This is a genomic window from Sphingopyxis sp. (assembly GCF_965227415.1).
In the GTDB taxonomy this organism is placed as follows: domain Bacteria; phylum Pseudomonadota; class Alphaproteobacteria; order Sphingomonadales; family Sphingomonadaceae; genus Sphingopyxis.
Genome location: NZ_OZ245749.1, coordinates 3,892,021 through 3,904,810 on the forward strand (window position 1 = coordinate 3,892,021; position 12,790 = coordinate 3,904,810).

Here is a 12,790-nt window from a genome sequence, read left to right on the forward strand (position 1 = left end):
ATATGTCGCTCATGAAGCTTTTCCTCCGCCTGATGCTCGATCCCTCCTTTTCCAATCAGGCGCGTCCCGCAGCGCCTCGTCGCAAGCGTGACGAGCGCGGATTTACCCTCACCGAGCTGATGGTCGTGATCTTCATCATCGGTCTGCTCGCGACCGTCGTGATGATCAATGTTCTGCCGGCGCAGGACAAGGCGCTGGTGACAAAGGCGAAGACCGACATCGCGACGCTGGAAAGCGCGCTCGAACAATATCGCCTCGACAATCTGACCTATCCGGCGTCGACCGATGGTTTGAACGCGCTGGTCACGGCGCCGCCGGCACTGGCGCAGCCCGAGCGCTATCGCCGCGGCGGCTATATCAAGAAGCTGCCGCAGGATCCCTGGGGTCGCCCCTATAATTATCAGGCGCCCGCTGCCGACGGAAAGGCGTTCGATGTCTGGTCGATGGGCGCCGACGGCGCACCGGGCGGGACCGACGATAATGCGGATATTCACGCAGAAGGCTGAACCGCCTTCGCCACGAGGCAATGGTTTCACGCTCGTCGAACTGATGGTCGTGCTTGCGATCATGGCGTTGGCGGCGACCATTGTCGCGCTGACCATCCCCGGCGAAGAGCCCACCGTGCGCAGCGAAGCTGACCGGCTTGCCGCGCGCCTCGCCGCTGCGCGCGATGTCGCGGTGATCGAGGGGCGCAGCGTCTCGGTCAATCTGGCTCCGTCGGGCTATGGGTTCGAACGCCGTATCGGGGGTGCGTGGCAGCCGCTTCCCGGTCGTGCCTTCGCGCAGCGGAACTGGCCGGGCGGCGTCCGCTTTGTCGCAGGCGACGGGCAGGCAGCGGCGCGCGTCCTCTTTGACCGTGTCGGCACCAGCCCGACGCCGCAGGCCGTCGTGCTGTCGGGCGGCGATGCGCAAGAAATCGTCCGCGTTTCGGCGACCGGGGAGGTCAGCCGTGGCCAGTAACCAACGTGGGTTCACCTTGCTGGAGATGCTCGTTGCGCTCAGCATCATCAGCATCGCGGCGCTGACGCTGGTGCGGCTCGATGCCTATGCGGTGCGCACGGCGGGCGACCTCGACGAAAGTACGATGGCTGGCATCGTCGCGCAAAATCGCGCCGTTGAACTCTGGACCGACCCGTCTCCGCCTACCATCGGCAACGGCGCGAGCAGCGTCGCCAATGCCGGCCGCAACTGGCGCATCGAGCAACGCGTCGCCAAGACCGCCGACGACAGCCTGCTGCGGATCGACCTGATCGTCCGTCCGGAGAGCGGCAGCGGGCAGGCGACCCTCACGATCATCAGGCCCTCGCGATGAGGGACGAGCGCGGCTTCACTCTCGTCGAAATGCTCGTCGCGTTGTCGATCTTTGCTGTCATTGCCGCGATGGGCGTCACGCTGCTGCGCAGCAGCGTCGATACGCAGGACGCGGTGCAGGTGCGGCTGAAGGGCATGAGCGGCGTGAACCGGGTGCGCGCGGTGATGGCGAACGACCTCGCGCAGGCGGTGCAACGCCCGACGCGCGGGCAGGCCGGCGAACCCGTTCCTGCATTCATCGGCTCCTCGACCGGCTTTGCGTTCGTTCACGCCGGCGCGGCGTCGCTCGACGGCAGCCCGCGCCCCGGCGTCGAGCGTGTGGGCTACGCGCTCACGGCAGGCGAATGGCGCCGCGCGACGCAGCCGATGCTCGACGGCAAGGCGCTGGGACAGGGCGACCGGCTGATCGGCGACGTGACCGGCGCCGCAGTGCGTTATCGCGACGCGCAGGGAAACTGGGCACAAAGTTGGACAAGCGATCCCGGCGACCGGCTGCCGCGCGCGGTCGAGGTGCGATTGACGCGCAGCGGCCGCGCACCGTTGACGATGCTGTTTCTGACCGGACCGACCCTGCCTCCGCCGGTCGCGGGAGTGACACCGCCATGAAGCGCGAGGGCAGAGAAGAGAGCGGAGCGGCGCTGCTCACCGTGTTGCTGCTCGTCGCGGTGATGGCGGTGATCGCGGCGACCGCGCTCGACCGGTTGATGCTCGCGACGCGGATCGCGGGCAGCGCGGCGACGGTCGATCAGGGCCGCGCCTATACGTTCGCTGCCGAGCAGATCGCGCTTCGCCGCGTTTCCAGTCTCGTCTCGCGCGACAAGGCGCGGCTGACGCTCGATGGCGGCTGGCTTGGTCGCGATTTCACCCTGCCGCTGCCGGGCGGGCAGGGGCGGGCACGGCTGACCGACGCAAATAATTGTTTCAATCTCAACAGTCTGGTTGCCGAAGTAACTCCCGGCACGTTCAGCCCAAGATCGGGCGCGACGGGCCAGTTTGCTGCGCTGATGAAGCTGATCGGGATCAACGACGGGCAGGCGCAGCAGATTGCCGGTGCGACCGCTGACTGGATCGACAGCGACAGCAACGACGGGCCGCTGGGCGCCGAGGATAATGTCTATCGCGGCATGCAGGCGAGCTACCTCGCGGCGAATCGCAAGATGGCGGACATCAGCGAACTGCGCGCGGTGCGCGGCGTGACGCCAAAGATTTACGCGCAGCTGAAGCCCTGGATCTGCGTGCTTCCGGTCGCCGTGCCGGTACGGCTCAATATCAACACGCTGACGCCCGAACAGGCGCCGCTGATCGCGATGCTGATGCCGGGGAAAATCACGATTGCCGACGCGCGGGCAGCGCTAGCCGCGCGGCCTGCGGGCGGCTATGGCAGCAGCGTGCGATTCTGGGAGGGGCGAGCGTTCGAGGGGCTCGACCCGCCGCAGGATATTGCCGAACAGGCCGGGGTGAACAGCCGCTGGCTTGCGCTGACGACGAATGTAACGATGGGGGACGGGGTTTTGACGGCAAGATCGCTCATCGATGCGAACGGCGGTGCGGCCAGCGCTGGTCAGGCCGCGCCCACGATCGTCCGCCGCGATTGGGGCGATAGCGACTGACATGGCTCGCACCCTTGTTCTCTGGTTGCCACCGCTGGCAGCGCTTTCGCGGGAGGATGCGATCCGCCCAGCCTGGCTGCGCGTCGACGATGGCGTAATCGTCGATTCCGGACAGGACGACGGGTGGGTCGATGCCTGGGAAAAGCCGCACGATGATGAAGGCGATGACCGGATGATCGCGCTGGCGCCCGCGGCCGATGTTCCGCTGCGCTGGCACCATTATCCCGACGCTGCGCCGGCGCAAGCGGCGGCCGCGGCACGGATCGATGCACTCCGGGACGCCCTCGGCGAGGCTGCTGCCCTGCACATTGTTGCGGGACAGCCGGCGGAAACGGGACAGGCGGTTCCCGTGGCGGTGACGACGCATAGCGCCATGACGGCGTGGGCCGACTGGCTGAGTGCTCGCGGCCTGTCCGCAGCTTCGATCATCCCGTCCGCCGCGACGGTACCGCCGCCCGAACCCGACATGCTCTGGACCGCCGACGTTGGCGGCGAAGCGATTGTGCGCACCGCAGACCGCGCGTTCCTGTCCGACCCGGAACTCGACCCCCTGATCGCGGGCGATCGTAATATCGCACCACTCGATGCCGAACAGATGCGCGATGCGCTGCTGCTGTCACTCGCTGCGCCGCCGCTCGATCTGCTTAGCGGCGCATGGAAACCGAAGCGCGGATGGTCGATCGATCCGGCGCTGGTGCGGCTTGCGAAGCGTCTGGTGATCGCGCTCGTCGTCGTCAGCCTGCTGATCCCGATCGTCTACGCCATCCGGTTGACGTCCGATACAAGCCGCGCCGACGCAGCGGCTGTTGCAATAGCAAAGAAGAGCGGCATCGCGGCCGTGGATGCCGAAGCGGCCGAAGCCGAACTCGATCGCCGTCTGGCGGCGGCAGGCGGCGGCCCGCTCGCTTTCTCGGTCCCGGCGTCGGCGCTGTACGATGCAATGCGCGACGCGCCCGGCGTGTCGCTGAAGACGCTGACACATCGCACCGACGGTACGCTGACGACGACGCTTGCCGGGCCGCGGGTCGATGACATCAACAAGGTGCTGCTCGCGCTGCAGGCGCGCGGCTATCGCATCACGGCGCAGCCGATGGCAGGCATTGACGGCCAGCAAATGGCCAATGTGACGATCCGGGCGGTGCCATGATGGACGCGGTAAAAAGTTGGTGGGATGGCCTGTCGACGCGGGAGCGCTGGCTTGTCGGCGTTGCGGGAGTGCTTGCGGTCGCGGTGCTCGGCTGGTCGCTCGGACGGCCTGCGGTGGCGACCTTTCTCGATCTTGAGAACCGGCATCGCGCCGCGATCGAGCGCGAGGGCCGCGTCGCCGCCAAGGTCCAATTGTTTGCCCAGCGCCCGGCCAAATCGGTTGCCGCGCCGGTCGACGCGGTTGCGATCGACCAGTTTCTTGCGCAGTCGGCGGGCGAGATCGGGCTGACGCTCGACCGCAACGAAGCGCGTGGCGACCGGCAGGCAACGATCGCGGTCGCGACGGCGAAAGCGCCGGTGCTGACCGACTGGATTGCCGGGCTCGAAGCGCAGGGTTTCGTCGTCGACCAGCTGACGATTACGCCGGCCGCCGACGGCACGGTCGGCATGACGGCCGAGCTTCGGAAGGGCAGTCAATGAACGCGCGTCAACGCTGGATCGTCGCGGCGGCGCTGCTTGCGCTATTGTTGATCATCGCGACCTTTCCGATGCGCCTCGCGCTCTCGCTGTCAGGCGCGGAGGACGCTGGCGTATCGGCGCGCGAAATTGGCGGGTCGGTCTGGTCGGGAACGCTCGTCGACGCGCGCCTCGGCGCGCTGCCGCTCGGCACCGTGCGCGCCAGCCTTTCGCCGCTCGCGCTGCTCGGCGGGACTACCGAGTTGAGCTTCGAACGCGCCGATCAGCGTCTTGGTGCGCTGGCGGGGCGGCTTTACGGCAGCAATCCGCGCGGCATGTCCGACGTCAACGGCTCGACTTCGCTCGCGGGCGGGCTCGGCCTCATCCCCGCCGACACCATCCGTTTCGAGGGTGCGACGGTACGCTTCGACGAAAGCGGAAAGTGCGTCGAGGCCCGCGGGCGCATCCAGCTGTCGGTTGCGGCGCCGATCGCGGGACTCGATCTGTCGCAAGGGCTTTCGGGACCGCTGAGCTGTGTCAACGAGCGCGCGCAGGCGGCGCTTGCCAGCCAGTCGGGGATGGAGAAGCTGACGCTGTCGTTCGACGGTGCGGGCGCCTATCGCGCGCAGTTCGCGATCAACGTCGATCGCGACCCGACGATGGCGGCCGCGCTCGCGGTCCTCGGATTCAAGCCGGGATCGAGCGGGTTCGTGCTGGCGACCTCCGGCCGTTTCTGACGTGCCTGTCCTCGACGCCTTGCCAGTCGGCACGGGCGTATTTCTCGCGGCAGTAATCGGCCTCGTTCTCGGCAGCTTCATCGCGACGTTGGCGCTGCGATGGCCTGCGGGGCGATCGGTGGTGGGCCGGTCGCAATGCGACGGCTGCGGGCGATCGCTCAGGCCTTGGGAACTGGTGCCATTGCTTTCGGCCCTGTCGGCGCGCGGGAGATGCCGGTCGTGCAGCGCACGGATCGATCCTTTTCATTCGTGGGTCGAACTTGGCGCGGCGCTGATCGGCACCGCCGCACTGGCGATCATGCCCGGCACCGCGGGCTGGCTCTGGGCGCTCTTCGGCTGGCTATTGCTGCCGCTTGCCCTGCTGGATGCGCGACATTTCTGGTTGCCTGACAGGCTCAACGCGATCCTCGCGATCACTGGCCTGTTGCTGGCGGGCCCGATGCTCGCGACATCGCTTCTCGATCGCTGGATTGGCGCTCTCGCCGGCGGCTTGATCCTTGCTGCGGTCGCCTGGGCTTACCGCCGCCTGCGCGGCAGTGAGGGGATGGGCGGCGGCGACCCGAAACTCGTCGCGGCGACCGGGGCCTGGCTCGGATGGCAAGCGCTGCCGCTGATGCTCCTCCTCGCAAGCCTGGGCGGAATTGCCTGGGCGCTTGTCGCACAAAGAAAAGGGGACCGGCCGCTTGCCCAGCGACGGGTCCCCTTCGGTTTGTTTGTCTGCGCCTCGGCTTGGGCCGCGGTTCCGATTTGGCCCCGCTTGGCTGGCTAAACCCGCCAAGCTCTGACGTCAGTCAGAAAAAGGCGTTCAGTTCCCGATAACGACCGTCACCGCGCGGCGATTCTGTGCCCAGGCTTCCTCGGTAGAGCCGAGCGCCGCAGGGCGCTCCTTGCCATAGCTGATGACCTGGATCCGGTTCGAATCGACGCCCAGCGAAGCGAGATAGTTCTTCGCCGCATTGGCGCGGCGTTCGCCGAGCGCGATGTTGTAATCGCGCGTGCCGCGTTCATCGGCATGACCTTCCAGCGTGACGCGCACGGCGGGGTAGCGCGCCAGCCATTGCGCCTGGCTCTGCAGCGTCGTCTGGTCCTGCGCGTCGACATTATACTGGTCGAGATCGAAGAAGATGCGATCCGAAGAGACGGTCGCGACGAAGTCCTCCTGCGACCCGGGAACGACGCCCGCACCCGTCCCGGCTCCGGTGTCGGTCGTGCCGGTGCCGTCGGGCGCCGGCGGAAGCGTGTCAGGAGCCTTTTTCGCACAGGCGCCAACAGTCAGCATGGTGATCGCCGCGATCATCGCGGTTGTTTTGCGTATCGTCATGGTTTCTGTCCTCTTGTTGTTGCGTCTTCATCGTGTCGGGGCGGGATGAACCCTGTTTGAACGCAACTGTTGAACCCCGCGGTTTTCCTTTGGTTCCGAGTCTCGTCAGGGCAGGATCGGGCCCCAGCTCGGGTCCGATCCGTCCTGCGGCGTGGGCAGGCGGCGCAGGTTCACGCCGGTCAAGTCGACCTGCCACAGCTGCGATTTGCCTTCCTTGCCCGGCGAGGTGCGGAAGAACTGGATGACGCGGCCGTTCGGCGACCAGGTCGGCGCTTCGTCCTGCCAGCTGTTCGTCAGCAGGCGCGCGCCGCCGCCCGATGGCGTCATGACGCCGATCCGGAATTCGCCGCCGCCCATCTTGGTGAAGGCGATCAGGTCGCCGCGCGGCGACCATTCGGGGGTGGCATAGCGTCCGCCGCCAAAGCTGATCCGCTGCTGGTTCGATCCGTCGATGTTCATCGTATAGATTTGCTGCCCCCCCGATCGGTCGCTTTCGAACACGATCTTCTTGCCGTCGGGTGAGAAGCTGCCGCCGACGTCGATGCCAGGCGTGCTCGTCAGCCGCACCGCCGTGCCGCCATCGGCCGAGATGCGATAGATGTCGGTGTTGCCGCCAATCGCCATCGAATAGAGAATCTGGCGCCCGTCGGGCGACCAGCGCGGCGCGAAGGTCGCGTTGGCGCTTTCGGTCACCAGCTTCTGGCTGCCATTGGTGACGTCATAGATGAACACGCGGACGCGGTTGTTCAGATAGCTGACATAGACGATCTTTTTATAGTCGGGTGAGAAACGCGGGCTGATCGCCAGCGCCTGACCATTGGTGATGAAGCGGTGGTTGCCGCCATCGCTGTCCATGATCGCGAGTCGCTTGATGCGGTTCCCCTTCGGGCCGCTCTCGGCGATATAGGCGACCCGGCTGTCAAAGAAGGGCGATTCACCCGACAGGCGCGCATAGATCGCGTCGGCGCATTTATGCGCAGCGCGGCGCCAGTCGCCGGGCTGAATTTCGAAACCCTGCCGCACCAGCTCGCTGCCAAGATCGGTGTCGTACAGGTAACAGCCGACGACCAGCCCGCCGGTCCCGCTGGCCTGGACGAAGCCGTGCACGACATTCTCCGCATTCTTTGCCTGCCAGTCAGGGAAACGCGGCGCGCGCACCTCTGCCATGCTGATCGCGCGGACGCTGCCGGGGCCGAGCGGCGCGTAGAGCCCGCTGCGCTCAAGGTCCGCGGCGATCACTTCGGCGATCTGGCGGCCGAGCGCATCGGTGCGCAGGCCAGCGACATTGGTGACGGCAGGCGTCGCGAACGCGGGCACGGCGATGACGGTGCGGTCTTGCGACAACGTGCCTTCGATCGTCTCGCGCGGTTCGGTTGGCGCCGGCACGACGGGCGGCGAGGTCTGCGCGAACGCCGGGACGGCGGTCAGTGCAAGCGCGAGCGAAAGGGCGATGGGGCGCAGGGTCATCTGTCTACCTTTTGATGAAATCGAGCGTGTAATTCTGCCAGAAGCTGAAATTCTCTTCGGGCAGATCGAAGGGCGCGGCGAGTTCGATGGCGCGTTTCGCACATTCCTGGTGCCGCTGGACCTGGAAGCGGTTGCTGTCATTCTCGCCGCTCGTGGCCACGCTGGTGAAGCCGGCAAGCGCACCCGACTGGGTCAGGCGGAATTTGACGACGGTCTTGAGCTGGTCGACATCGACGCCAGTGACGCGACAACCATTCCAGCGTGGCCCAACCTTTGCCTTGATGCTGACGTCGATCGATCGTTTGACCTCTGCGGCTGTCGCTGCCGCTGGCACACCCTTTCCGGGTGCTGCCTTTGGCGGCGTTTTGGCGAGGCCGTCGACGATCCCGTCGAGGCGGCCGGTCGGGCCGGTGGTTGTTTTCCTCGGCGTGGCTTTGGGCGTAGCCTTCGGTGTCGCCTTCGCCGCTGCTGGCGGCGTTTTCTTGGGTGTCACCACGGGACGCGCGACCTGTTTGGGCGAAGGCGCTGGCGTTGGCCGAACCACCGGTTCGGGCAGCGGCGGCGCGGGCACCTGCTGCGCGACAGCGATATCTTCGGAATACTCTTCGCCCAGCCGCGCCGCGGGCGGCGTCTCGCTGATCACGGGGGCACTCGATTGCGCCGCCGTCTCTGCGACCAGATCGACCTCCATCGGCGGATTGTCGAAACGCCGGTCGCCGGCGGTCCATTGTACCGAGAGCAGGCCGATCACGAGAATATGCAGCAGCACCGCTATGGCGATGCCGATGTTCTGCTTCCCCCCTGGTGCCGTTGTTGCAACCATCCGCCGACCCTATTGGCCGGTATCTGAACCGTCGGTGACCGCGGCTTCGGCAGGCGCTTCCCCTTCGGCTCCGGTGGTGACGAGCGCGATACGCGTCAGGCCGGCACGGTTGAGTTCGCCCATGATCCGCATCACGCGCCCATAATCGAGGCCCTTGTCGGCGCGCAGCATGATCTGGCGCGGCTTGTCCTTGCCCTCGTTCTCGCGCGCGATCGCATCGAGGCGGGCGGGAAGCTCGGCCTCGGGGACGACCTGATCGCCAAGGTAGAGGGTGTCGTCGGCGCTGATCGACAGTTGCACCGGCTCCTGCTCCTCGGTCTCCACCGGCTTCGCACGGCTTTCGGGCAGGTCGATCGGCACTGCCGATGCGAGCAGCGGCGCGGTGATCATGAAGATGATCAGCAATACCAGCATGACGTCGACGAGCGGGGTGACGTTGATGTCGGCCATCGGCGCGCGACGTCCGCCGCGCCCGCGCCTTCGGCCTGCACCGCCAGAGGGGCCGGACATCGCCATCAGGCGTCGACCTCGAGTTCGCGGCTGAACGTCGCGTGCAGCCCGTCGGCGAAGCGACCGAGCCGTGATTCGAGGCGGTTGAGGCGCTGCGAAAAGGCGTTGTAGGCGATGACCGCCGGGATGGCGGCGAACAGGCCGATCGCGGTCGCGAACAGCGCTTCCGCGATGCCCGGCGCGACGACCGCGAGGCTGCTGTTATTTTCCGCCGCGATCGCGGTGAAGCTGCGCATGATACCCCAGACGGTGCCGAAGAGGCCGACGAAGGGCGCGACTGCGCCGATTGTCGCGAGGGTACCTATCTTGTCGGCGAGCCGGTCGACTTCGCCCTCGACCGCGGCGTTCATCGCGATGCCCAGGCGTTCGCGGGTGCCGTCGCGGTCGACCGTCTTGCCTTTGGTCGACCGGCGCCACTCGCCGATCCCCGCCGCGAGCACTTTCGCGCTCGGCAGTTCCTCGCCACTGTTCTTGTCATAGAATTTGTCGATATTTTCCGCGCGCCAGAAATCGCGCTCGAACTGATCCGACGCGCGCATCATCATGCCGACGCTGCGACCGTGCGTGATGATCACCGTCCAGACATAGATGGATGCAAGCAAAAGTCCGATCATTACCGCTTTCACGATGATATCGGCCTGCAGGAACAGCGCGACGGGGGACAGCGTTGCCGCATCGGCGGCCAGCTTGATATTGTCTAGCAAGGGATAGTCTCTCCATTCATGATGGCGGTAAAGCGATCGGCCCAGCCAGCTGGTTGACGCCGCGGTCGGCCTTCGGGCGACAGGAAGGCCGCTGTGACGCGCCCGTCCGTCAACGTGTCAGCGCCACGAAGGATGCGCTGCGCGATGATCACGCTCGCACCGCGGACCGCCTCGACACTGCTGACGACAAGGATGTCGTCGTCGAGCTTGGCGGGGCTACGATATTTGATGGTCAGATCGGTGACGGCCCACGCGCCTTCGCCGCTCTCCATCGCCGTGCGCTGGTCGATGCCGGCGAGGCGCAGCATGTCGGAGCGCGCGCGCTCCATATAGCGCAGGTAATTGGCGTGATAGACGATGCCCGACAGGTCGGTGTCCTCGAAATACACGCGCGCCCGATAATGGTGCGCAGCCCCGACGAAGGCGCCGGGGATGAAGGGTGGGGGAACATCGGCCATCCCCAAGACCGATAGCGACGCAACGACTCGTCGCAAACCCCTCATCAACGGTTTGTCGCAGCGACGAGACGATTGGTGGCAGAAAGGTGCGGATGGTCGCGAAGGTGCCGCGTAGCGCCAATCAGGTTTCGGGGTCGAACAGGCTGTCCTGCGACCCTGCGGGAGGTAATAGTCCCAAATGTTTCCAGGCACTTGCATTGAGCATTCGGCCGCGTGCGGTGCGCGCGATCAGCCCTATCTGGAGCAGATAAGGCTCGATGACGTCCTCGATGGTATCGCGCGGCTCCGACAGTCCCGCCGCGAGCGTCTCGACCCCGACCGGCCCGCCGCGATAAATGTCAGCGATCATAAGGAGATAGCGCCGGTCCATCGCGTCGAGACCAAGTGCGTCGACTTCGAGGCGGTTGAGCGCCGCATCGGCGGCTTTTGCGTCGACGACCTTATGCCCGGCGACGGTCGCGAAATCGCGCACGCGGCGAAGCAGGCGCCCCGCGATCCGCGGGGTGCCGCGCGAGCGCTTCGCGATCTCCAGCGCGCCGTCCGATGCGATCGGCAGCGACAGCAATCTGGCGGCGCGCGTGATCACCTGTTCGAGTTCGCCATGCGTGTAGAAATTGAGTCGTACCGGAATGCCGAACCGGTCGCGTAACGGCGTAGTGAGCAGTCCCTGCCGCGTCGTTGCACCGACGAGCGTGAATTTCGGCAGGTCGATCCGTACCGACCGCGCCGACGGCCCTTCGCCGATCATGATGTCGAGCGCGCGGTCCTCCATCGCTGGATAGAGGATTTCCTCGACTGCGGGCGACAGGCGGTGGATTTCATCGATGAAGAGGACGTCGCCATCCTCGAGATTGGTGAGCAGCGCCGCAAGGTCGCCGGCCTTGGCGATCACCGGACCCGACGTGGACCGAAAACCGACGCCGAGTTCGCGCGCAACAATCTGTGCCAGCGTCGTTTTGCCTAGCCCCGGCGGGCCATAGAACAGCACATGGTCGAGTGCATCCGACCGCGTCTTCGCGGCCTCGATAAAGATCCGCAGATTTTCGCGCGCCGCCGCTTGCCCGACGAATTCGGCAAGCGTCTTTGGCCGGAGCGCTGCGTCGGCGTCTTCGGGCGTTCGGATAGGGGTGGTGAGGCCGACGGGCTCAGTCATAACGCTCTATTGCCTGGCCGAGGATACAAACCCAAGGCTCCTGACGATCCTCATAGACTGAAAATTGCAGCTCGAAGTCATGGCCTGGTTCGAAATTGCCGATCGGTACGGCATAGCTGTCGAGTTCCGGGTGATTGAGGAACCAGAGCGTGGAGCCGCAGTTTTCGCAGAAGTAGAAGTCCGCGAGCGTACCGCTCCCTCCCGGATGTTGGTAGAGCTTCGCGTCGCCTTCGGTGCGAACCTGATCGGCGGGGAAGCGCGCCTGTGCCGCAAAGGCGCTGCCGCTCCGCGCCTTGCAATTGCGACAGTGGCAGACCGACACGCGGATCGGCTCGCCCGAGCAGGCGATGCGGAGCTGGCCGCAGCGGCAGGAGGCGTTGCGAACGCGTTCGGTCACTTCGCGGCCTTCTTCAGCGCGACGCGGACAAGCGCGTCGAGGCTTGCGCCCGCGCCCAGTTCCTCGTGCGCGGCTGCAACCGCGGCGCTCGCTTCGCCGGGCTTGAAGCCGAGACCTGTCAAGGCGGTGACGGCGTCGCCAAGCGGGCCTGGCGCAGCTGAGAGCATCGGCCCTCCTCCTGCAATGCCACCCAGAGCCCCCGCCTTGTCCTTCAGTTCATGCGTAATCCGTTGTGCCAGCTTCGGCCCCACACCGTTGGCCCGCGCGATCATCGCGCTGTCGGCGCTGGCGAGCGCGCGTTGCAGGTCGCCGATTTCGAGTGCCGACAGGATCGCGAGTGCGACCTTTGCGCCGACGCCCTGGACGCTGGTAAGCAGGCGGAACCAGTCGCGTTCCTCGGCCTTGGCGAAACCGAGCAGGCGCAGGAAATCCTCGCCTACCAGCATTTCGGTGTGGATGGTGACGTCGCCGCCGACGGGACCGAGCGCGTCGAGCGTGCGCGCCGATGCCTCGACCAGATAACCGACGCCGCCGACGTCGATCACCGCATGGCCCGCGCCGCTGCTGTCCAGCCGTCCGGAGAGTTTTGCGATCATTTGGCTGTGCTAGCGCGGGGAGAACGAAAAGGGAATCAATTTCCCCGGGTCGCCAAATCCATCCCACATTTCGTCATGCCGGGCTTGATCCGGCATCCATG

At 66.2% G+C, this 12,790-nt stretch carries 18 protein-coding genes; 9 read left to right on the forward strand and 9 right to left on the reverse strand.

Annotated elements, in window-relative coordinates; all coding sequences use genetic code 11:
• The first annotated feature begins 2 nt into the window (after window positions 1-2).
• Genes gspG through ACO055_RS18965 form a run of 9 tightly spaced genes read left to right on the forward strand, consistent with a single transcriptional unit; the run spans window position 3 to window position 6,029 of the window.
• Window positions 3-506, forward strand: coding sequence for a type II secretion system major pseudopilin GspG (gene gspG / locus ACO055_RS18925; RefSeq protein ID WP_422060389.1), 504 nt, complete (start codon window positions 3-5; stop codon window positions 504-506).
• Entirely contained in the window at window positions 481-960 is a 480-nt protein-coding gene (locus ACO055_RS18930) for a GspH/FimT family pseudopilin (protein ID WP_422060390.1), read from the forward strand. The genes gspG and ACO055_RS18930 overlap by 26 nt, the downstream gene beginning before the upstream one ends.
• On the forward strand, window positions 950-1,312 hold the full coding sequence (gspI, locus tag ACO055_RS18935) for a type II secretion system minor pseudopilin GspI (RefSeq protein ID WP_422060391.1): 363 nt from the start codon (window positions 950-952) through the stop codon (window positions 1,310-1,312). The genes ACO055_RS18930 and gspI overlap by 11 nt, the downstream gene beginning before the upstream one ends.
• A complete protein-coding gene (gspJ, locus tag ACO055_RS18940) occupies window positions 1,309-1,917 on the forward strand; it encodes a type II secretion system minor pseudopilin GspJ (RefSeq protein ID WP_422060392.1) in 609 nt (202 codons plus the stop codon). The genes gspI and gspJ overlap by 4 nt, the downstream gene beginning before the upstream one ends.
• Window positions 1,914-2,921 carry a type II secretion system minor pseudopilin GspK gene (gspK, locus tag ACO055_RS18945; protein ID WP_422060393.1) on the forward strand — a complete coding sequence of 336 codons (1,008 nt, stop codon included), beginning with the start codon at window positions 1,914-1,916 and terminating at the stop codon, window positions 2,919-2,921. Before gspJ ends, gspK begins: the two co-directional genes overlap by 4 nt.
• 1 nt (window position 2,922) lies before the next feature.
• Window positions 2,923-4,068, forward strand: coding sequence for a type II secretion system protein GspL (gspL, locus tag ACO055_RS18950; RefSeq protein ID WP_422060394.1), 1,146 nt, complete (start codon window positions 2,923-2,925; stop codon window positions 4,066-4,068).
• Window positions 4,065-4,547 (forward strand): type II secretion system protein GspM, encoded by a 483-nt coding sequence (gene gspM / locus ACO055_RS18955; RefSeq protein WP_422060395.1) that lies wholly within the window; start codon window positions 4,065-4,067, stop codon window positions 4,545-4,547. Before gspL ends, gspM begins: the two co-directional genes overlap by 4 nt.
• Window positions 4,544-5,260, forward strand: coding sequence for a type II secretion system protein N (gene gspN, locus ACO055_RS18960; RefSeq protein ID WP_422060396.1), 717 nt, complete (start codon window positions 4,544-4,546; stop codon window positions 5,258-5,260). Before gspM ends, gspN begins: the two co-directional genes overlap by 4 nt.
• A 1-nt stretch (window position 5,261) precedes the next feature.
• Window positions 5,262-6,029, forward strand: coding sequence for a prepilin peptidase (locus tag ACO055_RS18965; protein WP_422060397.1), 768 nt, complete (start codon window positions 5,262-5,264; stop codon window positions 6,027-6,029).
• A gap of 36 nt (window positions 6,030-6,065) precedes the next feature.
• Here ACO055_RS18965 and pal read toward each other — a convergent pair whose 3' ends face one another.
• The 9 genes from pal to ruvA form a co-directional block, all read right to left on the reverse strand.
• Window positions 6,066-6,581, reverse strand: coding sequence for a peptidoglycan-associated lipoprotein Pal (gene pal / locus ACO055_RS18970; RefSeq protein WP_422060398.1), 516 nt, complete (start codon window positions 6,579-6,581; stop codon window positions 6,066-6,068).
• A gap of 105 nt (window positions 6,582-6,686) precedes the next feature.
• Window positions 6,687-8,048: a Tol-Pal system beta propeller repeat protein TolB gene (gene tolB / locus ACO055_RS18975; RefSeq protein WP_422060399.1), complete on the reverse strand. Its 1,362-nt coding sequence runs from the start codon at window positions 8,046-8,048 to the stop codon at window positions 6,687-6,689.
• A 4-nt stretch (window positions 8,049-8,052) separates the two neighbouring features.
• Window positions 8,053-8,871, reverse strand: a complete 819-nt coding sequence (locus ACO055_RS18980; protein WP_422060400.1) for a hypothetical protein — start codon at window positions 8,869-8,871, stop codon at window positions 8,053-8,055.
• 9 nt (window positions 8,872-8,880) lie between these two features.
• Complete coding sequence (tolR, locus tag ACO055_RS18985) at window positions 8,881-9,387, reverse strand: protein TolR (RefSeq protein WP_422060401.1); 507 nt, start codon at window positions 9,385-9,387, stop codon at window positions 8,881-8,883.
• The gene (gene tolQ, locus ACO055_RS18990; RefSeq protein ID WP_422060402.1) at window positions 9,387-10,085 is read right to left on the reverse strand and encodes a protein TolQ; all 699 of its coding nucleotides are present in this window, start codon (window positions 10,083-10,085) and stop codon (window positions 9,387-9,389) included. Before tolQ ends, tolR begins: the two co-directional genes overlap by 1 nt.
• The gene (locus tag ACO055_RS18995) at window positions 10,079-10,543 is read right to left on the reverse strand and encodes a YbgC/FadM family acyl-CoA thioesterase (protein ID WP_422060403.1); all 465 of its coding nucleotides are present in this window, start codon (window positions 10,541-10,543) and stop codon (window positions 10,079-10,081) included. Before ACO055_RS18995 ends, tolQ begins: the two co-directional genes overlap by 7 nt.
• 121 nt (window positions 10,544-10,664) lie before the next feature.
• Window positions 10,665-11,696 carry a Holliday junction branch migration DNA helicase RuvB gene (ruvB, locus tag ACO055_RS19000; RefSeq protein WP_422060404.1) on the reverse strand — a complete coding sequence of 344 codons (1,032 nt, stop codon included), beginning with the start codon at window positions 11,694-11,696 and terminating at the stop codon, window positions 10,665-10,667.
• A complete protein-coding gene (locus tag ACO055_RS19005; RefSeq protein ID WP_422060406.1) occupies window positions 11,689-12,093 on the reverse strand; it encodes a GFA family protein in 405 nt (134 codons plus the stop codon). The genes ruvB and ACO055_RS19005 overlap by 8 nt, the downstream gene beginning before the upstream one ends.
• Entirely contained in the window at window positions 12,090-12,689 is a 600-nt protein-coding gene (gene ruvA / locus ACO055_RS19010) for a Holliday junction branch migration protein RuvA (protein WP_422060407.1), read from the reverse strand. Before ruvA ends, ACO055_RS19005 begins: the two co-directional genes overlap by 4 nt.
• Window positions 12,690-12,790 lie beyond the last annotated feature (101 nt).

Coding starts and splice junctions, on each gene's coding strand:
- ruvB (WP_422060404.1), bottom strand. CDS start 11,696: ATGACTGAGCCCGTCGGCCTCACCACCCCTATCCGAACGCCCGAAGAC.
- ACO055_RS18995 (WP_422060403.1), bottom strand. CDS start 10,543: ATGGCCGATGTTCCCCCACCCTTCATCCCCGGCGCCTTCGTCGGGGCT.
- ruvA (WP_422060407.1), bottom strand. CDS start 12,689: ATGATCGCAAAACTCTCCGGACGGCTGGACAGCAGCGGCGCGGGCCAT.
- tolR (WP_422060401.1), bottom strand. CDS start 9,387: ATGGCGATGTCCGGCCCCTCTGGCGGTGCAGGCCGAAGGCGCGGGCGC.
- ACO055_RS18980 (WP_422060400.1), bottom strand. CDS start 8,871: ATGGTTGCAACAACGGCACCAGGGGGGAAGCAGAACATCGGCATCGCC.
- gspL (WP_422060394.1), top strand. CDS start 2,923: ATGGCTCGCACCCTTGTTCTCTGGTTGCCACCGCTGGCAGCGCTTTCG.
- pal (WP_422060398.1), bottom strand. CDS start 6,581: ATGACGATACGCAAAACAACCGCGATGATCGCGGCGATCACCATGCTG.
- gspK (WP_422060393.1), top strand. CDS start 1,914: ATGAAGCGCGAGGGCAGAGAAGAGAGCGGAGCGGCGCTGCTCACCGTG.
- gspM (WP_422060395.1), top strand. CDS start 4,065: ATGATGGACGCGGTAAAAAGTTGGTGGGATGGCCTGTCGACGCGGGAG.
- tolB (WP_422060399.1), bottom strand. CDS start 8,048: ATGACCCTGCGCCCCATCGCCCTTTCGCTCGCGCTTGCACTGACCGCC.
- gspG (WP_422060389.1), top strand. CDS start 3: ATGTCGCTCATGAAGCTTTTCCTCCGCCTGATGCTCGATCCCTCCTTT.
- gspN (WP_422060396.1), top strand. CDS start 4,544: ATGAACGCGCGTCAACGCTGGATCGTCGCGGCGGCGCTGCTTGCGCTA.
- ACO055_RS18930 (WP_422060390.1), top strand. CDS start 481: ATGCGGATATTCACGCAGAAGGCTGAACCGCCTTCGCCACGAGGCAAT.
- gspJ (WP_422060392.1), top strand. CDS start 1,309: ATGAGGGACGAGCGCGGCTTCACTCTCGTCGAAATGCTCGTCGCGTTG.